Annotated in this window: 18 protein-coding genes and 1 riboswitch; of the genes, 9 read left to right on the plus strand and 9 right to left on the minus strand. The window is 68.7% G+C overall.

Going from position 1 to position 23,804, the window contains the following annotated elements; genetic code table 11:
• Positions 1–5: 5 nt before the first annotated feature.
• A complete protein-coding gene (locus AB4Z01_RS17885; protein WP_441695897.1) occupies positions 6–647 on the plus strand; it encodes a glutathione S-transferase family protein in 642 nt (213 codons plus the stop codon).
• Positions 648–813: 166 nt separating this feature from the next.
• On the opposite strand, the gene AB4Z01_RS17890 is transcribed toward AB4Z01_RS17885, so the two are convergent.
• Complete coding sequence (locus tag AB4Z01_RS17890; RefSeq protein ID WP_441695898.1) at positions 814–2,652, minus strand: chloride channel protein; 1,839 nt, start codon at positions 2,650–2,652, stop codon at positions 814–816.
• Between the two features lie 126 nt (positions 2,653–2,778).
• Here AB4Z01_RS17890 and AB4Z01_RS17895 point away from each other — a divergent pair, with 126 nt between their 5' ends.
• Both AB4Z01_RS17895 and AB4Z01_RS17900 read left to right on the plus strand, forming a co-directional pair.
• A complete protein-coding gene (locus tag AB4Z01_RS17895) occupies positions 2,779–2,952 on the plus strand; it encodes a hypothetical protein (RefSeq protein ID WP_429224482.1) in 174 nt (57 codons plus the stop codon).
• Between the two features lie 76 nt (positions 2,953–3,028).
• Entirely contained in the window at positions 3,029–3,187 is a 159-nt protein-coding gene (locus AB4Z01_RS17900) for a DUF3309 family protein (protein WP_429224481.1), read from the plus strand.
• Between the two features lie 16 nt (positions 3,188–3,203).
• Here the strand turns inward: AB4Z01_RS17900 and hrpB are convergent, their stop codons facing one another.
• Both hrpB and AB4Z01_RS17910 read right to left on the minus strand, forming a co-directional pair.
• The gene (hrpB, locus tag AB4Z01_RS17905) at positions 3,204–5,642 is read right to left on the minus strand and encodes an ATP-dependent helicase HrpB (protein ID WP_441695899.1); all 2,439 of its coding nucleotides are present in this window, start codon (positions 5,640–5,642) and stop codon (positions 3,204–3,206) included.
• 79 nt (positions 5,643–5,721) lie between these two features.
• Positions 5,722–6,366 carry a hypothetical protein gene (locus AB4Z01_RS17910; protein ID WP_441695900.1) on the minus strand — a complete coding sequence of 215 codons (645 nt, stop codon included), beginning with the start codon at positions 6,364–6,366 and terminating at the stop codon, positions 5,722–5,724.
• A 256-nt stretch (positions 6,367–6,622) separates the two neighbouring features.
• Here AB4Z01_RS17910 and lysS point away from each other — a divergent pair, with 256 nt between their 5' ends.
• From lysS to mmsB, 4 genes are all read left to right on the plus strand, one after another.
• The gene (gene lysS / locus AB4Z01_RS17915; RefSeq protein ID WP_441695901.1) at positions 6,623–8,134 is read left to right on the plus strand and encodes a lysine--tRNA ligase; all 1,512 of its coding nucleotides are present in this window, start codon (positions 6,623–6,625) and stop codon (positions 8,132–8,134) included.
• A 575-nt stretch (positions 8,135–8,709) separates the two neighbouring features.
• Positions 8,710–9,771 carry a multiple monosaccharide ABC transporter substrate-binding protein gene (gene chvE, locus AB4Z01_RS17920; protein WP_441695902.1) on the plus strand — a complete coding sequence of 354 codons (1,062 nt, stop codon included), beginning with the start codon at positions 8,710–8,712 and terminating at the stop codon, positions 9,769–9,771.
• 107 nt (positions 9,772–9,878) lie between these two features.
• On the plus strand, positions 9,879–11,432 hold the full coding sequence (gene mmsA / locus AB4Z01_RS17925) for a multiple monosaccharide ABC transporter ATP-binding protein (protein WP_441695903.1): 1,554 nt from the start codon (positions 9,879–9,881) through the stop codon (positions 11,430–11,432).
• A gap of 12 nt (positions 11,433–11,444) precedes the next feature.
• Positions 11,445–12,668, plus strand: a complete 1,224-nt coding sequence (mmsB, locus tag AB4Z01_RS17930; RefSeq protein WP_441695904.1) for a multiple monosaccharide ABC transporter permease — start codon at positions 11,445–11,447, stop codon at positions 12,666–12,668.
• 103 nt (positions 12,669–12,771) lie between these two features.
• On the opposite strand, the gene thiD is transcribed toward mmsB, so the two are convergent.
• The 6 genes from thiD to AB4Z01_RS17960 form a co-directional block, all read right to left on the minus strand.
• Positions 12,772–13,572, minus strand: coding sequence for a bifunctional hydroxymethylpyrimidine kinase/phosphomethylpyrimidine kinase (gene thiD / locus AB4Z01_RS17935; protein ID WP_441695905.1), 801 nt, complete (start codon positions 13,570–13,572; stop codon positions 12,772–12,774).
• A complete protein-coding gene (thiE, locus tag AB4Z01_RS17940; RefSeq protein ID WP_441695906.1) occupies positions 13,569–14,231 on the minus strand; it encodes a thiamine phosphate synthase in 663 nt (220 codons plus the stop codon). The genes thiD and thiE overlap by 4 nt, the downstream gene beginning before the upstream one ends.
• 58 nt (positions 14,232–14,289) lie before the next feature.
• Positions 14,290–14,385: riboswitch (TPP riboswitch) on the minus strand.
• A gap of 480 nt (positions 14,386–14,865) precedes the next feature.
• Positions 14,866–15,819 (minus strand): DUF3800 domain-containing protein, encoded by a 954-nt coding sequence (locus tag AB4Z01_RS17945; RefSeq protein ID WP_441695907.1) that lies wholly within the window; start codon positions 15,817–15,819, stop codon positions 14,866–14,868.
• 67 nt (positions 15,820–15,886) lie between these two features.
• Entirely contained in the window at positions 15,887–16,927 is a 1,041-nt protein-coding gene (rtcA, locus tag AB4Z01_RS17950) for an RNA 3'-terminal phosphate cyclase (RefSeq protein WP_441695908.1), read from the minus strand.
• An 86-nt stretch (positions 16,928–17,013) separates the two neighbouring features.
• Positions 17,014–18,237 carry an RtcB family protein gene (locus AB4Z01_RS17955; RefSeq protein WP_441695909.1) on the minus strand — a complete coding sequence of 408 codons (1,224 nt, stop codon included), beginning with the start codon at positions 18,235–18,237 and terminating at the stop codon, positions 17,014–17,016.
• A gap of 1,149 nt (positions 18,238–19,386) precedes the next feature.
• Positions 19,387–20,946, minus strand: a complete 1,560-nt coding sequence (locus AB4Z01_RS17960) for a vWA domain-containing protein (protein ID WP_441695910.1) — start codon at positions 20,944–20,946, stop codon at positions 19,387–19,389.
• Between the two features lie 197 nt (positions 20,947–21,143).
• Here AB4Z01_RS17960 and rtcR point away from each other — a divergent pair, with 197 nt between their 5' ends.
• Positions 21,144–22,745: an RNA repair transcriptional activator RtcR gene (gene rtcR, locus AB4Z01_RS17965; RefSeq protein WP_441695911.1), complete on the plus strand. Its 1,602-nt coding sequence runs from the start codon at positions 21,144–21,146 to the stop codon at positions 22,743–22,745.
• A 272-nt stretch (positions 22,746–23,017) separates the two neighbouring features.
• Positions 23,018–23,641, plus strand: coding sequence for a hypothetical protein (locus AB4Z01_RS17970; protein ID WP_441695912.1), 624 nt, complete (start codon positions 23,018–23,020; stop codon positions 23,639–23,641).
• The last annotated feature ends 163 nt before the right edge of the window (positions 23,642–23,804 follow it).

The raw sequence follows: 23,804 nt of genomic DNA on the forward strand, positions 1-23,804 counted from the left end.
TGCCCATGATCACCCTCTACGACTACCTGCCGTCGCAGAACACCTACAAGGTCCGGCTGCTGCTGGCGCAGCTGCAGCTTCCGTACCGGACCGAGATCATCAGCATCTTCGAGGGCGAAGGCCAGCGGCCCGAATACCTCGCGATCAACCCGACCGGGGCGGTGCCGGCGATCAAGCTGGACGACGGCCGGGTGCTCGCCGAGTCCAACGCCATCCTGGTCTTCCTGGCCGAGGGCACGCCGTACCTGCCGGAGGACCGCTTCGCCCGGGCCAAGGTGCTGCAATGGCTGTCCTTCGAGGGTGACTATGTCCAGTCCACCATCGCGACGCTGCGGCACTGGGTCATGACCGGCAAGGCGGCGCGCCGCCCGGCCACGCTGGTCGAGGCCAAGCGCGAAGGGTCGCTGAAGATCCTGGCAGTCCTGGACCGGGAGCTGTCGCAGCGCGCCTGGCTGGCCGGGCCGGCCTATAGCGTCGCCGACATCGGCGTCTTCGCCTATGTCCACCGGGCGGAGGAGGCCGATCTGCCGCTGGCCGATTTCCCGCATGTGGTCGCCTGGATCGACCGGGTGCGGTCCCAGCCGCGTTTCCTGGCCGAGACCTTCCCGTACTCCGTCGATCCGCATTCCGCGAAGGAATTGTCCTGAGGCCTCGTCAAGAATTCATCGTCATCCCGTGCGCGCTGCGGCACGCAGTGCTGCTGCGCAGACACGGGATCTCGCGCGGACCTGGAAGAGATCCCGGTTCAGCGGTGCACCACTTCGTGCTGCACCGCGCCCGGGATGACGGTGACAATTGAGGTGAGTGGACACCTCATTCCGTGGACCGGAACCAGCGCTCCCCGACATCCTCGGCCCGGCGGCGCTCCAGCTCCTCGCTGTAGCGGCGCAGGGCGTAGGCTTCGCTGACATAGCCGATGATCCGCCGCTCCTGGGCGTCGCTGACCACCGGCAGGGTTTCGGTCTCCGCCGCCTGGAACAGCTCCAGCGCCGTGCGGACGGTCTGGCCGGGCAGCAGGATATAGGCGGCGGCGTGGCGCAGCGTGCCGATCTCGGTGGTCTCCGCCTCGGCATCGTGGTCGGAATTGTGCGCATCCGACACCTGCACCACCCCGGCGGCGCGGCCGGCGGCGTCGGTGACGAAGACGCGCTGGGTCGACCCGACCGGGAACTGCCTGCGGAAATCGGCCACCGTCGTCGTCTCCGGCACGCTGCGGGCGTCGCGGCGCATCAGACGGGCGACGGTCAGGTCGCGGATCCAGCCGACATCCTGGGCACCGCGGATCGCCTCGCCGCGCAGATGGAAGCGCCAGGTGGCGAAGGAATAGCCGAACAGGTGCCGCACCACCGCGGCCGCGACCACCACCCCGACCATGACGCCGATGGTGACGGAGAAGTCGCCGCTCAGCTCCAGCGCCAGGAAGGTCATGGTCAGCGGCCCGCCGATCACCGCGGCCGCCATCGACGCCATGCCGACCAGGGAATAGGCCAGGTGCTCGACCGGATGGCCGGGCAGGGCCAGCGCCGTCAGCTGGGCCATTATGCCGCCGAACAGCGCGCCGGTCAGCAGCGAGGTGAAGAACAGGCCGCCGCGAAAGCCGGCGCCGAGCGAGATCGCCGCCGCCGCGGTCTTGGCCACCAGCAGCAGGGCCAGCGCGGTCAAAGGCGGCGCCAGGGTCAGGTCGGCATAGAGCGCGCCGTGGCCGGAGCTCAGCACCTCCGGAAAGCGCAGCGCCATGAGCCCGACGATCAGCCCGCCGACGGCGGGGCGCAGGATCTGCGGCAGGGCCAGCCGGCGCATCGCCCGCTCGGTCCAGGTGACGCCCTGCATCATCAGGATGCCCAGGCCGGCGCAGGCCAGGCCGATCACGACGAAGATCGCGTAGTCGGCGGCGTGCAGGCCGGTGGTCCAAGTCACCGACAGGAACGGGCCCTCGTCCAGCAGCACCCGTTCCACCGCCGTGGCCGCCAGCGCCGCCGCCACCACCGGTGCCAGCGTCGCCGCGGTGTAGGCGCCCATGATCAGCTCGAAGGCATAGAAGGTGCCGGCCAGCGGCGCGTCGAAGGCTGCGGCGATGGCGGCCGCCGCGCCACAACCGACGATGGTGCGCAGATCGGCCCGGCGCAGCCGGAAGATCTGGCCGATGCGCGAGGCGAAGCCACCGCCGATCTGGGTATAGCCGGCCTCCATGCCGACCGAGGCGCCGACGCCGCTGGACATCAGCGTGGCGCCGGCGACGACGAAGCCGTCGCGCAGCGACATCCGGCCGCCATACAGGGCGTTGGCCTCGATCGGATCGACCGGCGGCCGGGGGCGCCAGCGGCTGATCGCCCACATCACCCCGCCGAAGGCCAGGCCGCCCAGCACCGGCACCAGCACGGTCAGCAGCGGGGCGGTGTCGATGCTGGCGCTGAGGCGCTGGCCGCTCGGCAGGCGGAACAGCAGCTCGTGCATGAGCTGCAGCGCCGAGCGCAGGGCGACGACGGCCAGGCCGACGATCACCCCGATCGCCACCGCCAGCAGCGGCAGCGCGACCTCGTTGGCGCGCACGGCGCTGCGCAGCCGGGTCCACAGATGCAGGCGCAGCAACTGCCGACGCAGGCCGCGCGGGGACGGGGAGGGGATCGCGTCTTCGGCCTGTGGCGTGGCCATGGTCGCCGCCGTGTCGGGAGGTCCCGTCCTTGTGGCCGAGGCGGGCAGGCGGCGCAAGGGATCCGGGCTCGACGAATGGTCGCAACTGGGTTTAAGGACGCGCGGTGGTGCGCAGAGGATGACACGATGGTTCTGATCGGCTGCTTCCTGCCCTTCATCCTGGCGCTGCTCGGCGCCGTGGCCGGCCATCTGCTTGGCAGCGGCAGCATCGGGCTGTGGGGCATGGGCATCGGCTTCGCCGCCGGGCTGGCCCTGGCGGCGGTGATCGGCGCAGTGGCGATGCGGTCGAAGCGCGACTGACTGGCCCGGCCGGTAGGAACTGAAATTTCCCAACACCTATTGAGGGAATCACCACGAACAACGGCGAGGTGCCGTCATGGGTATCGGAACCATCCTGCTGATCATCCTCATCGTCCTGTTGATCGGCGCCTTTCCGTCCTGGCCGTACAGCAGCGGCTGGGGCTATGGCCCGAGCGGGATTCTCGGCGTGATCGTCGTCGTCCTGCTGATCCTGGTCCTGATGGGACGGATATAGCTTAGCCGCGGCGGCCTCAGCTGCCGCGCGGCTTGGCCCGCGCGGTGGCCGGGGCCGCCAGCGGATCGTCCGGCCAAGGGTGGCGCGGGTAGCGGCCGCGCATGTCCTTGCGCACTTCGGCATAGCTGCCGGCCCAGAAGCCGGCAAGGTCGCGGGTCACCTGCAGCGGCCGCCCGGCCGGCGACAGCAGATGGATCGCCACCGGCACCCGACCTCCGCCGACGCGCGGTGTCTCGGCTTGGCCGAACATCTCCTGCAGCTTGACCGCCAGCACCGGCTGGGCCGGATCGGCATAGTCGATCGTGGCGCGCCGGCCGCTCGGGATCGGGATCGTCGCCGGCGCCAGGCCGTCCAGCGCGCGCTGCCGCTCCCAGCCCAGCGCCGTGGACAAAATCTGCGCCAGGTCCAGCCGGTCCAGATCGCTGCGCCGCCGCATCCCGCCGAGATGCGGCCCCAGCCACTCATCCAGCGTTTCGTTCAGGGCGGCATCCGACCAGTCGGGCCAGGCTTCGCCCTCCAGCGCCCGGGCGAAGCCGGTGCGCCGGCGCAGCGCCATCGCGCCCTCGCGCCAGGGCAGGGCATCGAGGCCGAGCCGTCGCACCCCCTCCAGCAGTGCCGCGGCGACGGCGGCGGGGTCCGGGTTCGGCAGCGCCGCATCGGCCAGCACCAGCGCGCCAAGCCGGCGCTGGCGGCGGGCGGCGACGGCCTGCTCCGAGGGATCCCAGGCGACGGTCTCGACCCAGGCGATGCGGTCGCCCAGCACCGCCTCCAGCGTCGTCTCGTCCAGCGGCGCGGCGGCGAGGATGCGGGCCTCGCGCCCGGCATCGTCGGTCTCGGCGACGGCCAGGTAGTCCGCGCCGGTCAGTGGATCGCTGTCCCGCAGCGCCGCGCCGCGGCCATTGGCGAGGAGAAAGCTGCCGCGCGCCCCCGGCCGGCGCTTGGCCACCCGGTCGGGATAGGCCAGGGCCAGCAGGCTGCCGGCATCCCCACCGCCGCCCTTGAGGTCGAAGCGCCGGGCGATGTCGCGCGCCGCCTCGCGCAGCCGGGCGACGGCCGGGTCGCCGCGATCGCGATGCAGGATCTCGATCGCGGCACGCAGGTCGGTCTCCGATGACGGCCGGCGCCCTTCCAGGATCGCCGCCAGCTCCGCCGCCGTGCTGCCGACGCCCTCGGCCTTGGCGCGCAGCACCATATGGGCTAAGCGCGGATGCAGCGGCAGCCTCGCCATCGCCTTGCCATGGGCCGTCGGCCGGCCATCGCCATCGATGGCCCCAAGGTCCGTCAGCAGCGCTCGCGCCTGGGCCAGCGTGGCAGCCGGCGGCGGGTCCAGCCAAGCGAGGTCCGCGCCACCCCACAAGGCCAGCTCCAGCGCCAGCGGCGCCAGGTCGGCGACCAGGATCTCGGGCGGATCGAACGGCGCCATGGCGCCCTCGCCGGCTTTGGCCCACAGGCGCCAGCACATACCGGGCTCGGTCCGGCCGGCGCGGCCGCGGCGCTGGTCGGCGGCGGCGCGGGCGATGGTCACCGTCTCCAGCCGGCTCATGCCGGTGCGCGGATCGAAGCGCGGCGCTCGGGCCAGGCCGCTGTCGATCACCACCCGCACGCCCTCGATGGTCAGGCTGGTCTCGGCGATGTTGGTGGCCAGCACCACCTTGCGCGTCCCGGCCGGCGCCGGGCGGATCGCCTGGTCCTGCGCCGCCGCCGGCAGGTCGCCATAGAGCGGCGCCACGATGACGCCGTCACCGAGGCCGGACAGCTTCGCCTGCACCCGCCGGATCTCTCGCGCGCCGGGCAGGAACACCAGCAGGCTGCCCGTCTCCTCCGCCAGCGCGTCACGCACCGCCCGGGCGACCGCGTCCTCGATCGCCTCGCCGGGGCGGGGCGGGCGGTGATGCGTCTCGACCGGATACGCCCGGCCCTCGGAGCTGACCACCGGCGCGTCGCCCAGCAGGCGCGCCACCGGCGCGCCATCCAGCGTCGCCGACATCACCAGCAGGCGCAGATCGTCGCGCAGCACTGCCGTCTCCAGCGCCAGGGCCAGGCCCAGATCGGCGTTCAGGCTGCGCTCGTGGAACTCGTCGAAGATCACGGCGCCGACGCCCTCCAGCGCCGGGTCGTCCTGCAGCATCCGGGTCAGGATGCCCTCGGTCACCACCTCGATCCGGGTGTTCGGGCCGACCTTGCGGTCCATGCGGATGCGGTAGCCGACGGTGTCGCCGGCCTTCTCGCCCAGCAGCGAGGCCATGTGGCCGGCGGCGGCGCGGGCCGCGATCCGCCGCGGCTCCAGCATGATGATCCTGCCGCCGTCCAGCCAGGGTTCGCCCAGCAGCGCCAGCGGCACCCGCGTGGTCTTGCCGGCGCCGGGCGGCGCCTGCAGCACGGCGCGGCCGTGCTCGGCCAAAGCGGCGCGCAGCGGCGGCAGGGCCGTGTCGATCGGGAGAGGGGGCAGGGTCACGGGCAAACGGCGGAGCAGGAGGTGGGTGACACTTCCTGCACCAGATGGGACCGGCGGTCCAAAGCCGAATTGACGCCGGTCAGTAGCCCAGCGTCACCATCGAGTAGATGTCGGTGCCCATCTCGATCGCCTCCAGCGCCGGGTTCCGGCGACCGCCGGAGATGGTGCCGCGCACCACGATCGGCCGGCCGGGGGCCAGGCGGCTGCGGTCGGGGTCCATGGCCAGGGCGAAGGCCGGGGAGAAGCGGATCACGGTCTTGTCCTTCAGGATCACCCCGTCGGGCCGGCCGGCACCGTCGGTCAGCACGAAGTCGATCAGGCCGCTCTTCTCCATCAGCATCGGCCGGGCCGGGACATAGACGGTGGTCGCGGCGGGGGCTGCGATCACCGTGACCGGCGCCGGCTGAACCACGCGCGGGGGAGCCGCGACGACCACGCGCGGCGCCACCACCGCCGGGGGCGGCGGCGGGGCCATGACCACCGGGGCCGGAACGGGGCGCGGCGGCGCATAGGTCACGGTGGGCGGCGGTGGTGAGACGCGGGCGGGCGCGGTCGCGATCACCTGCGGCGCGGTGTAGGCCGGCGCCGCCGCGGCGACGCGCACGGGCTCGGCCGCGATCACCGTCGGGCGTTCGGCCGTGGCCCCGGCTTCGGTCGGATAGGCCCAGGGCGTGGTGTCGGTGCAGGCGGCCAAGCCGGCGGCGACGGTGGYCGCGATTGCCATCCGGGAAACACTGTCTCTCATCTCCGGCGTCCTCGCTGCCCATTGCTGCCGGTCGGTTGCGATGCCGGCTTCGATTACTGAAGTATGACTCTATTTCTCATAAACAGTCGTGAAACATTCGGATATCGAAAACGGTCGCTGCCTCGAGAAGAAGGGGGCCATGCGCGGAACCGGCTTGCACCCCCCGGATGCGGCGGGTAGAGGACGCGATCCGCCGTTTGTCCGCCTTGTGTTTCCCTGCCCCTGGAGTCCGATCATGTCCGACAGCGTCGAGAGCGTCCGCGCCCCGCACGACGATGCCGACAACCCGCTGAAGACGCCGCGGCTGGAGAAATTGCGGGCGCTGCGGGCGAAGGGGATCGATCCCTACCCCTACCACTACGAGAAGACGGCCGACGCCGCCGGGCTGCAGGCGCGCTATGCCGATCTGCCGGCCGAGGCGGAGAAGCCGGAGGACGTGGTCCGCATCGCCGGCCGCATCCGGGCGTACCGCAACAGCGGCATGTTCATCGACCTGCACGACGTCAGCGGCAAGATCCAGGTGTTCTGCCACAAGGATTACGCCGACCCGGCGACGCTGGAGCTGGTCGGGCTGCTCGACATCGGCGACCTGATCGGCGTCGAGGGCTTCATCCGCCGGACCAAGCGCGGCGAGCTGACCATCAACGTCCGGCACGTCACCCTGCTGGCCAAGACGCTGCTGCCGCTGCCGGAGAAGTATCACGGCCTGACCGATGTCGAGGCCCGCTACCGCCAGCGTTATCTCGACCTGATCATGAGCGAGGAGAGCCGCGAGACCTTCCGCGCCCGCAGCCGGATCGTCGCCGATATCCGCCGGCTGATGCAGGACCGCGGCTTCCTCGAGGTCGAGACGCCGATGCTGCACCCCATCCTGGGCGGCGCCTCGGCCAAGCCGTTCGTGACCCATCACAACACGCTCGACATGGACCTGTACCTGCGCATCGCGCCGGAGCTGTACCTGAAGCGGCTGATCGTCGGCGGCGTGTCCGAGCGGGTGTTCGAGATCAACCGCAACTTCCGCAACGAGGGCATTTCGACCCGGCACAATCCGGAGTTCACGATGCTCGAGCTGTACCAGGCCTATGCCGACTACACCGACATGATGGCGCTGGCCGAGGACATCTTCGCCGCCGCGGCGAAGGCTGCGACCGGCGGCACCACGGTGACTTTCGGCGAGCATTCGATCGAGTTCGGTGGCCAGTACCGCCGCGCCCCGATGACCGAGCTGGTCAAGGAGGCGACCGGCGTCGACTTCCTGCAGATCGAGGGCGCCGAGGCCGCGCGGGACGCTGCTCGCGGCCTGCAGCTCAAGGTTTCCGGCCGCGAGAACTGGGGCCAGGTGGTGGAGCTGGTGTTCGGCGAGACGGTCGAGCACACGCTGATCCAGCCGACCCATGTCACCGACATGCCGAAGGAGATCTCGCCGCTGGCCAAGGCGCATCGCAGCGACCCGCGCCTGACCGAGCGGTTCGAGACCTATGCCAATGGCTGGGAGATCGCCAACGCCTTCTCCGAGCTCAGCGACCCGCAGGACCAGTATGAGCGCTTCGCCGCCCAGGTCGCGGCCCGCGACGCCGGCGACGACGAGGCCCAGATGATGGATCGCGACTACGTCACCGCGCTGGAATACGGCCTGCCGCCGTCCGGCGGCATGGGCGTCGGCATCGACCGGCTGGTGATGCTGGTCACCAACTCGGCCTCGATCCGCGACGTCATCCTGTTCCCGACCCTGCGGCCCAGGAAGTAGGGCGCGCACTCCTCCCGCCTTTGCGTTGCCTCTCCCGCCTGGCGGGTGAGGGCTGGCACCGGCCTCGACAAAGAGCCCTCACCCGGAGCCGCTTCGCGTCTCCGACCTCTCCCGCAAGCGGGAGAGGCAACGCCGCGTGCTCGAAAGCCTCATAAAGTGAACGATTGCCTTGCTTCCGCGGCGGCGCTTGACAGCGCGACGGCTCGGCGAGAGATTACGCCAAATTGTATGAGGATTGGACCGGCAGGGCCGACCCCAAGCAACCACAGAGCGTCGCAGTCGCGTTCACAGGGAGGAGCATATGGATTTCATCACATCGACGAGGCGTCGGGCTTGATCCACCGGCGGCAGGCTGTCCGGCGTTCCGCCAGGAGCGTGCGCGGAGGCTCGGCCGCCGATCGGCATCCCGCGGGATCGCCGGTGTCGAATTCACAGAAGGTTCGTGACCGCGGACAGGCCGGCTGGAACAGCCGGCGTCGCTGCGGCATCATGGGCAGCCATGCGGCAACAATGCGCCGGGATCGTGCCGCAACGGCCGGCCCGGGCGCAGAAGAGTTTAGCAGAGGGAGAAAACGGTGAAGCTGATCTCATCCATCACGGCACTGGCGCTGGGGCTGTCCGCCTTCGCGCTGTCCGCTCAGGCGGCCGAGAAGGGGCTCGTCGGCGTCTCGATGCCGACCAAGACCTCGGCGCGCTGGATCGCCGACGGCGACAACATGGTCAAGTCGCTGCAGGCCAAGGGCTACGACGCCGACCTGCAATATGCCGGCGACGACATCCCGACCCAGCTGTCGCAGATCGAGAATATGGTCACCAAGGGCGCCAAGGTGCTGGTGATCGCCGCGATCGACGGCACCACCCTGTCCTCGGTGCTGCAGCAGGCGCACGACGCCGGGATCAAGGTCATCGCCTATGACCGCCTGATCCGCGACACGCCGAATGTCGACTACTACACCACCTTCGACAACTTCCAGGTCGGTGTGCTGCAGGCCGGCTCGCTGGTCGACGCCCTCGGCCTGAAGAACGGCAAGGGCCCGTTCAACGTCGAGCTGTTCGGCGGCTCGCCGGACGACAACAACGCCTTCTTCTTCTACAACGGCGCGATGTCGGTGCTGCAGCCCTACATCGACAGCAAGAAGATCGCGGTGCCGAGCGGCCAGATGGGCATGGACAAGGTCGGCATCCTGCGCTGGGACGCCGCCACCGCCCAGGCCCGCATGGACAACCTGCTGTCGGCCTATTACGGCGACAAGAAGGTCGACGCGGTGCTGTCGCCCTATGACGGCCTGTCGATGGGCATCATCGCCTCGCTGAAGGCGGTCGGCTACGGCACGGGCGACCGGCCGCTGCCCTTCGTCTCCGGCCAGGACGCCGAGGTTCCGTCGGTCAAGTCGATCCTCGCCGGCGAGCAGTACTCGACCGTGTTCAAGGACACCCGCGACCTCGCCAAGGTCACCGTCGACATGATCGACGCCGTGATGGGCGGCAAGGAGCCGCAGGTGAACGACACCAAGACCTACAACAACGGGGTCAAGGTGGTGCCGTCCTACCTGCTGGTGCCGGTGCCGGTGACCAAGGCCGACGTCCAGAAGGTGCTGGTCGACAGCGGCTACTACAAAGCCGACCAGCTGAAGTAATCTGATGTGCCCGCAGGGCCCCGTGCCGTCCGGCGCGGGGCCCTGTCCTTGCGCCTGCCGCGGTTCGGCGGCAGGCTGGTGGCGCCCGAGGCGAGCGGAGCCCTGAGGTGGATACAGTTAACCCCACGGTCGATACGATCCTGGAGATGCGCGGGATCACCAAGACGTTCCCGGGCGTGAAGGCGCTCAGCGACGTCAACCTCGCGGTCAGGCGCGGCGAGATCCATGCCGTGGTCGGCGAGAACGGCGCCGGCAAGTCGACGTTGATGAAGGTCCTGTCCGGCGTCTACCCCCACGGCTCCTACGAGGGCGAGATCTGGTTCGAGGGGAAGGAGCGGCATTTCCGCTCGATCGCGGACAGCGAGCACGCCGGCATCATCATCATCCATCAGGAGCTGGCGCTGGTGCCGCTCCTGTCGATCGCCGAGAACCTGTTCCTCGGCAACGAGGTCGCCTCTCGCGGCGTCATCGACTGGAACGAGACGCTGGTCCGGGCCCGGGCGCTCCTGACCAAGGTCGGGTTGAAGGAGAACCYGGCGACGCTGGTCACCAATATCGGCGTCGGCAAGCAGCAGCTGGTCGAGATCGCCAAGGCCCTGTCGAAGGAGGTCAAGCTCCTGATCCTCGACGAGCCGACGGCCAGCCTGAACGAGAGCGACAGCAACGCGCTCCTGGATCTGCTGCTGGAGTTCAAGCGCCAGGGCATCTCCTCGATCCTGATCTCGCACAAGCTGAACGAGATCACCAAGGTCGCGGATTCGATCACCATCCTGCGCGACGGCTCGACCATCGAGACGCTCGATGCCCAGGGCGGGCTGGTCAACGAGGACCGCATCATCAAGGGCATGGTCGGGCGCGACCTGACCGACCGCTATCCCGAGCGCGAGCCGAAGCTGGGCGAGACCCTGCTCGCGGTGAAGGGCTGGAGCGTCTATCACCCGCTGCATTCCGACCGGCAGATGATCAAGGGCATCGACCTGCATGTCCGCGCCGGCGAGGTGGTGGGCATCGCCGGGCTGATGGGGGCGGGGCGGACCGAGTTCGCGATGAGCGTGTTCGGCCGGGCCTACGGCCAGAAGATCACCGGCACCGTCACCATGCGGGGCGAGCCGGCGGACCTCGGCACCGTGCCCAAGGCGATCGCCGCCGGCCTCGCCTATGTCACCGAGGACCGCAAGCAGCTGGGGCTGGTGCTGGGCGATTCGATCCAGCACAACATCCCGCTGGCCCATCTTCCCGGCGTCGCCCGCAGCGGCGTCATCGACGAGATGCGCGAGCTCGGTGTCGCCTTCGACTACCGGCGCAAGCTCAACATCCGCTCCTCCGGCGTGCAGCAGCGGACGGTCAACCTGTCCGGCGGCAACCAGCAGAAGGTGGTGCTGAGCAAGTGGCTGTTCGCGGAGCCCGAGGTGCTGATCCTCGACGAGCCGACCCGCGGCATCGATGTCGGCGCCAAATACGAGATCTACACGATCATCAACCAGCTGGTGGCGTCCGGGAAGGGCGTGATCATGATCTCGTCGGAAATGCCCGAGCTGCTGGGCATGTGCGACCGGATCTACGTCATGAACGAAGGCCGGATCTGCGCCGAGATGCCGGCCAAGGAAGCCTCTCAGGAAAACATCATGCGGGCCATCATGCGCTCGAGAGAACGGGTCTAAGGAAGCACGGCCATGACCACCGACACCACCGCCCTGCAGGAGCGCGTGAACACCCGGATCGGCGAGTTCCTGAAGAACAACATTCGCGAATACGCGATGCTGCTCTCGCTGGTCGCGATCATGATCTTCTTTCAGGTCGCGACCGACGGCCGGCTGTTCACGCCGCTGAACCTCAGCAACCTGATCCAGCAGAACGCCTATGTCATCGTGCTGGCCTTCGGCATGCTGCTGGTCATCGTCAGCGGCCATATCGACCTGTCGGTCGGCTCGGTCGCGGGATTCGTCGGCGCGGTCGGCGGCGCGCTGATGGTGTGGCAGGGCATCAACCCCTGGCTCTCGGCCATCGCCTGCCTGGCGCTGGGCGCGGTGATCGGGGCCGCCCAGGGCTATTTCATCGCCTACCGCAAGATCCCGTCCTTCATCGTCACCCTGGCGGGAATGCTGGCCTTCCGCGGCCTCTGCATCATGGTGCTGAACGGCGAGCGCGCCGGCCCGGTGCCGGTCGAATTCCAGAAGATGTCCTCGGGCTTCATCTTCGAGCCGTTCGGCTCGCTGCCGGAGCTGTTCACCGGCAACGGCAAGGTCTGGATCACCACGCTGCTGATCAGCCTGGCCGTGCCGCTGATCCTGGTGTGGTTCAACGTCAAGAAKCGGCGCAACGAGATCCAGCACGGGGTCGAGCAGGAGCCGCTGCTGTTCTTCATCATCAAGAACGTGGCGACGCTGGTGGCGCTGGCCGGGCTCGGCTACCTGCTGGCCACCTATAACGGCCTGCCCAACATCCTGATCCTGATGGGTGTGCTGGTGGTGCTCTACGCCTTCGTCACCACCCGCACCACGCTCGGCCGCCGCATCTACGCGGTCGGCGGCAACGAGAAGGCGGCCAAGCTGTCCGGCATCAACACCGAGAAGCTGGTGTTCCTGACCTTCGTCAACATGGGCGTGCTGGCGGCGTTGGCCGGGCTGATCACCACGGCGCGCCTGACCTCGGCGACGCCGCAGGCCGGCAACCAGTACGAGCTCGACGCCATCGCCGCCTGCTTCATCGGCGGCGCCTCGGCCTCGGGCGGCGTCGGCAAGATCACCGGCGTGGTGATCGGTGCCTTCATCATGGGCGTGATGAACAACGGCATGTCGATCCTCGGCCTCGGCATCGACCTGCAGATGGTGATCAAGGGCCTGGTCCTGCTCGCCGCCGTGGCCTTCGACGTCTACAACAAGAACAAGGTCGGCTGAGGCTGAAATCGTAGGTTGGGTTCGCGTTCGCGAACCCAACATCGCGCAGCCGGAGCGTTGCAGTGTTGGGTTCGCCGAGGCGAACCCAACCTACAGGCGCAAGCTACCCCCACYACGCATGGAAATGGTGCAGCGGCCCGTGGCCGCCGCCGACGGACAGGCGGTCGGCCGCTTCCAGCGCCCCGGTCAGATAGGTCTTCGCCTCGCGCACCGCCGTCTCCAGGTCGGGCCGCTGCGGCAGCAGCGCCGCGATCGCCGCGGACAGGGTGCAGCCGGTGCCGTGGGTGTTGCGGGTGGCGATTCGTGGTGCCGCCAGGGTCAAAGATCCGGCCGCGCTGAGCAGCAGATCCGGGCTCTCCGCCTCCGCCAGATGGCCGCCCTTCAGCAGCACCGCCCGGGGGCCGAGCGCCAGCAGTGCCGCGGCGATCTCCGGCATCTCCTCCCGGCGCCGCGCCGGCGCGCGGCCCAGCAGGTCGGCGGCCTCCGGCAGGTTCGGGGTGACCACGGTGGCCAGCGGCAGCAGCTCCTCGCGCAGCGCCGCCACGGCGTCGCGGTCGAGCAGCCGGTCGCCGCTCTTCGCCACCATCACCGGATCGACCACCACCCGGGTCAGCCCATGCCGGCGCAGCGCGTCGGCCACTGTGCGCACGATCTCGCCGGTCGCCAGCATGCCGATCTTGACCGCGTCGATCCGGACATCGGCCAGCAGGCAGTCGATCTGCTTGGCGACGAAGGCCGCCGGCACCAGCTCCACCGCCTGCACCCCGCGGGTGTTCTGGGCGACCAGGGCCGTGATCACCGCGCAGCCATAGGCGCCGAGGGCGCCGAAGGTCTTCAGGTCGGCCTGGATGCCGGCGCCGCCCGACGGATCGGTGCCGGCGATGGTGAGCACGTTCGGAATCATCGCGCCCGTCCTTCCGCCACCGCCGCGGCGATGGCCCGGGCCGCCGCCTCGGGGTCGGGCGCGGCGCAGATCGCCGAGACAACGGCGACGCCGTCGGCCCCGGCCGCGATCACCTCGGCGGTGCGGGCCGCGTCGATGCCGCCGATGCCGACCACGGGCAGCGGCACCAGCCGGCGCAGCGCCCGGAACCCGTCGACCCCGATCGCCGGCCGGGCCTCGGTCTTGGTCGTGGTGGCGAAGACCGGGCCGATGCCGGCATAGTCGGCGATTTCGGTGTCGACCGCCCGCGCCTCGGCCGCGTCATGCACGGTGACGCCGACGATGCGGCCGGGGCCCAGCAGGCGCCGCGCCGTCGCCGCCGGCATGTCGCGGTCGCCGAGATGGACGCCGTCCGCGCCGACCGCCAGCGCGACATCGACCCGGTCGTTGATCACCAGCTTCACGCCGTGCGGCGCCAGCACCGCCTGCAGCGCCTCGGCCGCGGCGATCAGCGCCCGGGTGGTGGCGTCGGGGTCGCGCAACTGCACGATGCTGACGCCGCCTTGTGCCGCCGCGGCGGCCACGGCAGCGACGCCGCGCGGCCCGCTCAGTCGCGTGTCGGTGACCAGATAGACCGACAGGTCGAAGCGCCGCCCCGGTTCCGGTGCCGCAACAGCCATTCCGCTCCTCCTCCGGCGAAGGGCGGTCGGCGATCGATCCTGAGGATCCGGGGCCCATGCGGGCATCGCGTGACGGCTCCCTTCGCTGGCATGACCCAGATCAGGTTCGACGGGTATGATCTCAGCCCGTTTCCAGGCACCCCGTGTCACTTCCTGGCCCAGGCTCGCAAGCCGGGACGGCCGGTGTCAAGCGCACCGGCCGGGCGCTATGCTCAGATGCCGGATGCCGTCACGACTTTTCAGCCAAGCTGCTTGGCTGCATGCGGGACAGCGCAAGGGCTGATTCTGTACAGAGAAGGGGCGTCTGGTCGGTCCAACCGACCTATCGAATTCCGATCGACGTGAATGTGGGCGCAGCATCGCCTCGGGCGAGCTGTCTCTCGAATGGCCGGCCTCTATCCGGTGGGAGTTGAAGTAAAATTCGATCCAACGATACCTCTCGAACCCAAGGAATCAAAAAGCGAATCAGATCAGGAGCTTAGCAAGCCATTGATTCTTTGAGGAGATTCTAATATTATATTTATGGCGAGTGACCCGGGTTGCCCTTGTCGTCGTATGGCGACAGCTGGCCGGATGCCTAACTCGAGGAGTGGGCTCGAACACTACCAGTGAAAGAGGGTCCGGGGGCTCGCCGCTATTTGTCGTAGAATGACAGGATCTCTCGCTGGTCGCACGGAAGGCGGGATGGGATCCAGGTCGGCATCACCTTTACGCCGAAGCCATACATTCTTTTGTGTTTGGGATGCCGAGCGACCCGCGGTTCTAACAATTTGGCATAATCCGGCCGTACAATTCCTTGTGAGGTCCGCTCTATGGCCTGGAAGAAGGCGCTGGCGACAACATCGGCTAGCTGAAGGCCGGGGCGCTCCTGATTTGGGTGTTGAAATACGTTTTCTTTATCAAATACCATCCAGTCCAGGTCATAGTCCTTGATAAAGAGCATATTCAATCGACTCTGATCAGAGAGATATTGAAAATACTCTGTGATGCTCTGAAGATTGACGCCACCTCGATCGGAAAATTCGACCCTCATGCTTCGTGGCTCGCCATAATCATGGAGTGTCCGAGAGCCACAAAATACAGAAACTCTTTCCAGCAATAATCTAGACATCCAACAATAGAACCAAGCTGTCTTGTTCTTCTGAGACTCACGCGCTCTCACGTTTACATAATTTTTCATATTTTTCTTATGAGATAAGACAGAAAATATCCGAATTGGCAAGTCTGATAGATAGGTGCACGTAAGTATTTTCTTGTCGTGCCGCAACTTTCGAAAATGGATATGAGTCATCTGATGCTGATCAAATTTTGAAATAAGGTCCTTCATCCATGCGTGGACCAGTTGTGCATTTGATTCTCTTACGACCACTGCTGACATAACGAGCCATTCGGACACACCGTTTGGGTCCTCGCTTCGGAGTGGCCGGTTGAGGCCATCGTCGCCAGCTTCATCCACATAGACAACATAACCGGTGCGGGGCATCAGTATATCCAGAATAAATCCTATTCCGAGAATGCCATATACTTGGAGAATAGCATAGGCAAATAGAGCGCGGCAGTCCACGCCCGCAGTCGGCAGGATCACCATTACGATGCCGGCTCGGCTCGCCCGTTTGAAGTGGGCAGTGTGGTTCAGATCCTGGGTGCGGCGGCGTTCATGCCGCCTCCTTGCTCATTCGACCGTCCACCGTGACCAGCACGCCGTCGCCGGTGCGGCGGGTGACCGCGATCCGCGGGCCCAGGAAGGCCTCGATGACCGCGATGTTGGTCAGGGTGTGCGGCGTCGGCTCGACCGTCAGGAACCGGCCGCCTGCGCCCAGCGCCATCGGCAGCAGCAGCTGGTCCGCCAGATGCGGGCCGACCGGGGCGTGGCTGGCGAGATACAGCCGCACCGCCTTCGCCGTCGCGGCGGCGATCGCCTCCGCCGGCACGCCGGGCTGACCATGGCCGGTAAAGACCTCGGTCACGTGCTCATGCGCCACCGTCACGGTCAGGCAGTTGCCCGGTCCGCCCGCAGCCACGGCGCGGCCGGGGACGACCGACTCCTCCGGCCAGCACAGGGTCTTGGCGACGGCTGCGATCTCCCGCGTCGCGACATGCAGCGGCAGATGGGTGACCACCGCCTCCACCCGGCGCGACAGCAGGGCGCCGCGCCGGTCCAGCATCAGCGGTGCCGGCCGGCCGCGCGGCATGACCTCGACCTCGATGACGCCGCCGCCCGCCGGATAGAAGCCGTGCCGGTGCAGCGCCGCCCGGGCGTGGAAGCCCATGCGGTGCAGCAGCGGCAGGAAGGCGCGCGCGGCGAAGTCGAAGCTGGGCGCAGCCATGGCGTGGGTGCCGCCCTGCAGCCGCAGCCGCGACGGGGCATCCGACAGTGCCAGCGGCAGCAGCACGGTCTGCAGCACCAGGAGCGTCGACCCGGCCGAGCCGATGGCGAACTCATAATCGCCGGGGATGACCGGCCCCGGCGCGAAGCCGAGCGCGGTCGAGCCCAGCTCGGCCCCCGTCACCGCGGCCCGGCTGATCGCGGCGGCCGCCTTCACGGCGGTCAGGCGCTGGCGCAGCAGGCCCGGCTTGGTCCGGCCCGCGCGGATCCGCTCGATCCGGCACGGGGTTCCGGTGGCCAGGGACAGGGTCAGGGCCGAGCGCAGGATCTGCCCCCCGCCCTCGCCCTGGGATCCGTCGATCGTGATCATGGTCGGTTCTTTCGTTTCTTGTTGAGACCACGAGCAAAGGCGGGCAGCGCGGTCCGGCTGCCCGGACCGCGCTGCCCGTGGCGTCTCTACCCCTTCACGCAGACGATCTGGCGCAGCGTGTGCACGACCTCGACCAGATCCGACTGGGCGGCCATCACGGCGTCGATGTCCTTGTAGGCCTTGGGCGTCTCGTCGATGACGCCCTCGTCCTTGCGGCACTCGATCCCCGCGGTGGCGGCGGCATGGTCGGCGACCGTGAACCGCCGCTTGGCCTCGGTCCGCGACATCACCCGCCCGGCCCCGTGGGAACAGGAGCAGAAGCTGTCGGGGTTGCCCTTGCCGCGGACGATGAAGGACCGCGCCCCCATCGATCCCGGGATGATGCCCAGATCGCCCTCGCGGGCGCGCACGGCGCCCTTGCGGGTGACCCAGACGTTTTCGCCGAAGTGATGCTCCCGCTCCACGTAGTTGTGGTGGCAGTTGATCGCCTCGTCGGTGACGCCGAAATCGGTGAAGGCGGCGGCCATCGCCGCCAGCGCCTGCTTCAGCATCACGTCCCGGTTGGCGCGGGCGTAGTCCTGCGCCCAGCCGACCGCGTCCATGTAGTCGACGAACATCTCCGAGCCCTCGGCCAGATAGGCCAGGTCCCGGTCCGGCAGGTGGATGAACAGCCGCTCCATCTCCCGGCGCGCCGCGGCGATGAAGAAGCTGCCGATGCGGTTGCCGACCCCGCGCGAGCCGGAATGCAGCATCACCCAGACGCGGTCGTCCTGGTCCAGGCAGACCTCGATGAAGTGGTTGCCGCCGCCCAGCGTGCCGATCTGCCGCGCCGGCGAGTTCCGGGTGGAGATCGCCGGGTACTTCTGCTGCAGCAGGTCGTAGCGCTGCTTGAAGCCCGAATACCAGGCGTTCTCCGAAGCGCGCGGCACCTTTTGCCCATGATCGGCCATCCCGACCGGGATCACCGCCTCGAGCGCCGAGCGCAGCCCGGACAGGCTGTCCGGCAGCTGGTGGCTGGTCAGGGTCGTGCGCACGGCGCACATGCCGCAGCCGATGTCGACGCCGACCGCCGCCGGGATGATCGCGCCACGGGTCGGGATCACCGACCCGATGGTCGCGCCCTTGCCGTAATGCACGTCCGGCATCGCCGCGACATGCTTGTGGATGAACGGCAGCGTCGCCGTGTTCAGCAACTGCTGGCGCGAGCCGTCATCGACCGGCACGCCGCGGGTCCACATCTTGACCGGCTTGGCGCGCGTGTCGCGCGCCGGGGCGAAGCTTTCGGTCAGAAGGTCGTAGGTCCGGTCCATGATGGTGATCCTCGAGTCCAGAAGGGCGCATGGCGACAAGGGTGATGAAACTTTGCCCGACCGGACCGAGGCCCGGCCGGGCACCTGCTCTACCGCTGAGCTACGGAGCATTCCCGTGAGGGCGATGCCCCGGCGGGAGTCGAACCCGCGACCTGGGGAGGGACAATCCATGGAGTTCCATCGGCATTCGCCATGCGTTCGGGTGCAGCGACAAGGAGTGGCGGGATCTTTCCGCACCACGGCGAACCGCGGTGCGGGCGAGGACTCGAACCTCACGGCTTGCGCCGCTGCCTGATGGAATCCCGGCCGGCATTCGCTGCGATCTGTGGTCCTTTCAAAGGGTTGCGTTGGTACGGCGACAAGGGTTCGCGAGAGTGTTCGTGAGCTACCGGACCTCGCGGCCCGGGCGGATTCGAACCGCCACCTCCTGCCTTGCGGCAGGTGCTCTGACCAATGGACTCCCGCAGGCATTCGCCGCGCGAGGCAGGCGTGACGACCAGGGATGGCGAAACCATTGCTCGGCCGCTGAGCGACGGGCCGGTGATGGAAACCGGACCCGGCGGGAGTCGAACCCGCCTGCATGGAGTTCCGCCGGCATTCGTCACGAAACACGATCGGCCGGGGGGACGAGGGTTGCCGGGACGACCGCCGCCGAAGCGGCGCCTGCGTGTGACGGCAGGTTTTCAACGTAGTCCCGACGGCATTCCCCCCGGCCTCCGGCCGTTCCCCACCGACCGGCCGCCGGCCTGGCGACGAAGATCGGGAGAGAGACCCGCACCGCAGAAGCGGACGCGCCGGAGGGCGCGCCTTTGGTCGGTGCGACTGTACTCTCCACGGCATTCGCCGGGCCGGCCGCCGGCCGGATCGATCCTGCGGCCATGGCGACGAGGTGGTGCGGGAGGCGAGCTTCCGACACGGGGGTCGGAGGCGTGTTTCCGGCACGCCGCGCTCAGGGTGGATGTACTCCCGCACGGCATTCGCCATGGGTCCAACCGGGAGGACGAGGGGTGGCCGGGACAACGCCGTCGAAGCGGCTCCCCGCGTGCAGCCGGTTGCCCGGCTCACCTTCGAGGTCATGATGGAGTCCCAGCCGCATTCCTCCCGGCCGGGACCGGGCGCCCGGTTTCCCGGACGCCCGGCCCCGATCCGTCACAGCACGATCCGCTCGATCTCGTCGATCCAGCGGTCCGCGCCTGTCCCGTCCGCGGCGAAGGCGGCGATCGCGTCGAACACCGCGTCGGAGAAGCCCCCGACGTTGAGGATGTCCGCCCGCTCCTGCGCCTGCGTCGTGGCGTAGGGCTGGATGTCGATGCAGACCAGCTTGGCCTCCGGATTCCTCTCCTTCAGCTTCGCCCAGGCCTGCATCAGCCCGGTGCCCTGGTGCGGGTGCTTCGCCGCATCGACCCAGGACTGGTTGTCCGAGACGAAGACGACGAGGTCGACCGCAGCAGCCTCCGCCACCAGCCGCTCGACCGGGGCCGAGCAGTTGGTGCCGCCACCACCGATGGCGGCCAGCTTCCGCGCGTTGGTCATCACCGCATCGCGCGGGTTGAGGTCGATCTCGACCACATCCCGCTCGAACGGCATGACCCGGGCCGACCGGTTGGCCCGCAGCACCGCCGCCGCCACCAGCGCGGCGACGTCGATGCAGCGCACCGCCGTCGTCCCGCCGGCCCGGTACCCGGTGACCGGGGAGCTCATCGACCCCGACACGTCGGGGCAGACGACCACCCGGCCGGCCAGCGTCGGGACGTTGCCGACCGCGACTTCCATCGCGTCCTGCAGCGCCTCGCGGACGACCGTGGGCACCCCCTTGCCGGCCATGGCGTAAGCCGCCATCAGCTGGTACGGGAACACCCGGGCCCGCCGGATCGCCTCCGGGTCGCGCAGCCGCGCCGCCACCCGCTCGGCGAACCCGTCCACCTCGAACACGCCGTGGCGCGCGAAGGTGTTCAGGTTCATCCGCAGCATGTGCCAGCCGGCCTTCTCCCCGATCGCCGCCCAGTGCTCCCGCGTCAGCGGCAGCGCCGTCAGCATCTGGAAGGGCACGTCCGGCACCGGTGCCGACGGGTCGTGCTTGAAGGCCTCGAAGGCCCGCACCACCTCCGGCAGCGCCGCGGCGTCGTAGGGCCGGCCGATCAGCCAGCCATACAGCGCCTGGCGCGACGGGTTCGCCGGCTTCGGGTGCACCATCCTGACCACATCGGCCAGCGAGGGGTCCTGCCCCACCGCGGCCCGCATGATCTCGATGTCCGAAGCCTGCTCCAGCCACTCCTGCACCAGCCGCTTCGGCCGGGTGCCGAGCGACTTCCGCCCGACGGCGCCCGACCGCATGATCTGCACGAAGCTGCGCAGCATCCGGCCGTTGTCGACGACGCGCCGGAAGGCCGGCGTGACGTCGGGCGATTGCAGGGTGGACAGCAGGGCGACCAGCAGCGCCGGCATGTCCTTCATGTGCCCCCGCTCCCGGGCATGGACCGCGGTGCGGGCGATGAATCCGGGCTCGACCTCGCGGGCGAGGGCGAGCACCTGGTCCAGCTGCTCCCGCGCATCGGCGTAGAACGTCCGGTGGAGCGTCCCGGTCGCCGCCAGCTGCGCCAGCGCGTGGCGCGGCGTCAGGGCGTAGGCCTGGGCTCCTTCGTGGTTCACGGCATCGCTGCGCGGAAGCAGCCTTCCCATCAGCGAAGCAAACACGGACTTGTTTGCCATGATCGTCATCCTTCGGTTGCGTCCCTCCATAAGCGAAGCGCGTGCCAACTCCGGGTGGCCGATCGGCCGATTTCACCTAACTGATTGAGAATGAAGGAATAAAAAATTTTCGGACCGCGATTTACACGTCTCTGATCATCACCCATGATGAGGAAATCCGATCCTGTAGGATCGATCTTTATCTTATAGGATAGATCATGCCGAAGCGTCGGGTCGTCATCGGCTTCATCGGCACCACCATGGATGCCGGCAAGCTGGACAGCCGGTGGGAGCGGTGGCGGCCGACCGTGGCGCTGTGCCAGCACGAGGACATGCTGGTCGACCGGCTGGAGCTGATCCACGACACCCACTCGGCCGCGCTGGCCAAGCGCGTCGCCGGCGACATCCAGGCGGTGTCGCCCGACACGGTGGTCCGCTTCAATCTGATGAATCTGCGCAACGCCTGGGACTTCCAGGAGGTGTTCGCGGCGATGCTGGACTTCGCCCGCGCCTATGATTTCGACACTGAGGACGAGGAGTACCTGGTCAACATCACCACCGGCACGCATGTCATCCAGATCTGCTGGTTCCTGCTGACCGAGGCGCATTACCTGCCGGCGCGACTCTTACAATTGACCCCGCCGAAGCGGTGGGAGGCGGGCCATCCCGGCGGCCACGACGTCATCGACCTGGACCTGTCGCGTTACGACCGCATCGCCACCCGCTTCGAGGCGGAGCGGGAGGAGGCGGCGTCGTTCCTGAAATCCGGCATCGCCACCCGCAACGCCGCCTTCAACCGCATGATCGACCAGATCGAGCAGGTGGCCATCCGGTCAAAGGCGCCCTTGCTGCTGATCGGGCCGACCGGCGCCGGCAAGTCGCAGCTGGCGCGGCGGATCTACGACCTGAAGAAGGCACGGCACCAGGTCGAGGGGCCGTTCGTCGAGGTCAACTGCGCCACGCTGCGCGGCGACGGCGCCATGTCGGCCCTGTTCGGCCATGTGAAAGGCGCCTTCACCGGGGCGCTGCAGGACCGCGCCGGGCTGCTGCGCTCGGCCGATGGCGGCATCCTGTTCCTCGACGAGATCGGCGAGCTGGGCCCCGACGAACAGGCGATGATCCTGCGCGCGGTGGAGGAGAAGCGGTTCCCGCCGGTCGGCGCCGACAAGGAGGTGGCGAGCGACTTCCAGCTGATCGCCGGCACCAACCGCGACCTCTCGGTCGACGTCGCCCGCGGCCGGTTCCGCGAGGACCTGCTGGCCCGGCTGAACCTGTGGACCTTCACTTTGCCGGGGCTGCGCGACCGGCGCGAGGACATCGCCCCGAACCTGGAGTTCGAGCTGCGTCGCCATGCCGAGCGGGAAGGGGTGCAGATCACCTTCAACCGCGAGGCGCGGGACCGCTACCTGGCCTTCGCCACCGCGCCCGAGGCGGTGTGGAGCGCGAATTTCCGCGACCTCGGCGCCTCGATCACGCGAATGGCCACCTTCGCCCCGTCCGGCCGGATCAACGAGGCGGTGGTGGAGGAGGAGATCGACCGGCTGCAGCGCACCTGGTCGCGCGGCGGCGAGGATTCGGGCGAGGCGCTGCTGGCCGGGCTCTTGGGGTCGGAGCGGCTGGCGCAGATCGACCTGTTCGATCGGGCCCAGCTGGCCGCGGTGGTCGGCGTGTGCCGGACCAGCAGCTCGCTCAGCGCCGCCGGCCGCACCCTGTTCGCCGCGTCGCGGGCTCAGAAGACCAGCGCCAACGACGCCGACCGCCTGCGGAAGTACCTGGCCCGCTTCGGCCTGGACTGGCAGTCGGTGACGGGCGGGGCTTAGGATAGCCTCCCTTCTCCCCTCCCGCTGGCGAGATCTTTTCACAACGTCCATCCCTCGCCGTCATTGCGAGGAGGCGAAGCCGACGAAGCAATCCATGCCTCCGCTCTTGCGGCCCTGGATTGCTTCGCTGCGCTCGCAATGACGTTTGGGGTAGGCCTTCGCCGCAATCCAAATCCGTCATCCGAGCCCCGCAGGGGCGTGGCGATCCAGGCTGCTGCCGGAAACCACGATCGCAGTAGTATTAGCGATCTTTCATGTTCATGCTACGTTCTATGAACAAGGCGCAGACCGATTCGGCCCCCGAGGCCTCGGCCGCTCCGCAGGAGGAGCGGGCGGCGGATCTGTGCGTGGTGGCGGAGCTGGTCGAGATTCAGATGTCGATCGCCCGGGCGACGCAGCAGGAGGTGCTGCAGGCGCCGCAGCCCGGCGTCGACTACTGCCAGCGGATCGCCACCGTCTCGCGTGCCGTGCGGCTGACCCTGCTGCTCAAGGACAAGCTGTCGCGTCAGGCCGCCGAGCGGCGCAAGGCCGCGGCGCAGCGCGAGGCGGCGCAGGAGGACTGGCACGCGCTGCGGGTCCGGCTGGCGATGATGGCGGCGGCCTATGAGGTGTCCAAGGACGGCGAGGAGGCCGACCGCCGCGCCGACGAGGTCTGCGAGCGGCTGGAACGGCCGGAGGTGGCGGAGCTGGTGGAAGCCAGCCGGGCCGAGGTCGCGGTGGCGGCCTTGTGCCGGCGCTGGGGCTATCCGGTGCAGGTGAAGCAGTGGCTGGAGATGGCCGACGAGGCCCTCGAGGAGCTGGGCTTCATTCCGCCGGAGGACGGCGAGGACGATGAGGATCCGCCCGAGCCCCGCTCGGCGCCTCCCGGCCGCCGCAAGCCGCCGGACACGGGATGACCGCGTAGGTTGGGTTCGCGCCTTCGCGAACCCAACATGTCGCCGCCGTCGCGGCCCCCGATCCTGTTGGGTTCGCTACCGCGAACCCAACCTACGACACCGGTTCCATTTCGCCTCTCCCGCTTGCGGGAGAGGTCGGAGGCGGGTCCGAACCGGATAGATC

The sequence above is a fragment of the Inquilinus sp. YAF38 genome (assembly GCF_052113205.1).
Lineage (GTDB): Bacteria > Pseudomonadota > Alphaproteobacteria > DSM-16000 > Inquilinaceae > Inquilinus.

What these genes read in the sequence shown, in the direction of transcription:
- rtcR (WP_441695911.1), top strand. Translation starts at nt 21,144, where the DNA reads ATGCCGAAGCGTCGGGTCGTCATCGGCTTCATCGGCACCACCATGGAT.
- AB4Z01_RS17885 (WP_441695897.1), top strand. Translation starts at nt 6, where the DNA reads ATGATCACCCTCTACGACTACCTGCCGTCGCAGAACACCTACAAGGTC.
- AB4Z01_RS17945 (WP_441695907.1), bottom strand. Translation starts at nt 15,819, where the DNA reads ATGGTGATCCTGCCGACTGCGGGCGTGGACTGCCGCGCTCTATTTGCC.
- AB4Z01_RS17970 (WP_441695912.1), top strand. Translation starts at nt 23,018, where the DNA reads ATGAACAAGGCGCAGACCGATTCGGCCCCCGAGGCCTCGGCCGCTCCG.
- AB4Z01_RS17960 (WP_441695910.1), bottom strand. Translation starts at nt 20,946, where the DNA reads ATGGCAAACAAGTCCGTGTTTGCTTCGCTGATGGGAAGGCTGCTTCCG.
- AB4Z01_RS17895 (WP_429224482.1), top strand. Translation starts at nt 2,779, where the DNA reads ATGGTTCTGATCGGCTGCTTCCTGCCCTTCATCCTGGCGCTGCTCGGC.
- AB4Z01_RS17900 (WP_429224481.1), top strand. Translation starts at nt 3,029, where the DNA reads ATGGGTATCGGAACCATCCTGCTGATCATCCTCATCGTCCTGTTGATC.
- AB4Z01_RS17955 (WP_441695909.1), bottom strand. Translation starts at nt 18,237, where the DNA reads ATGGACCGGACCTACGACCTTCTGACCGAAAGCTTCGCCCCGGCGCGC.
- rtcA (WP_441695908.1), bottom strand. Translation starts at nt 16,927, where the DNA reads ATGATCACGATCGACGGATCCCAGGGCGAGGGCGGGGGGCAGATCCTG.
- lysS (WP_441695901.1), top strand. Translation starts at nt 6,623, where the DNA reads ATGTCCGACAGCGTCGAGAGCGTCCGCGCCCCGCACGACGATGCCGAC.
- AB4Z01_RS17890 (WP_441695898.1), bottom strand. Translation starts at nt 2,652, where the DNA reads ATGGCCACGCCACAGGCCGAAGACGCGATCCCCTCCCCGTCCCCGCGC.
- thiE (WP_441695906.1), bottom strand. Translation starts at nt 14,231, where the DNA reads ATGGCTGTTGCGGCACCGGAACCGGGGCGGCGCTTCGACCTGTCGGTC.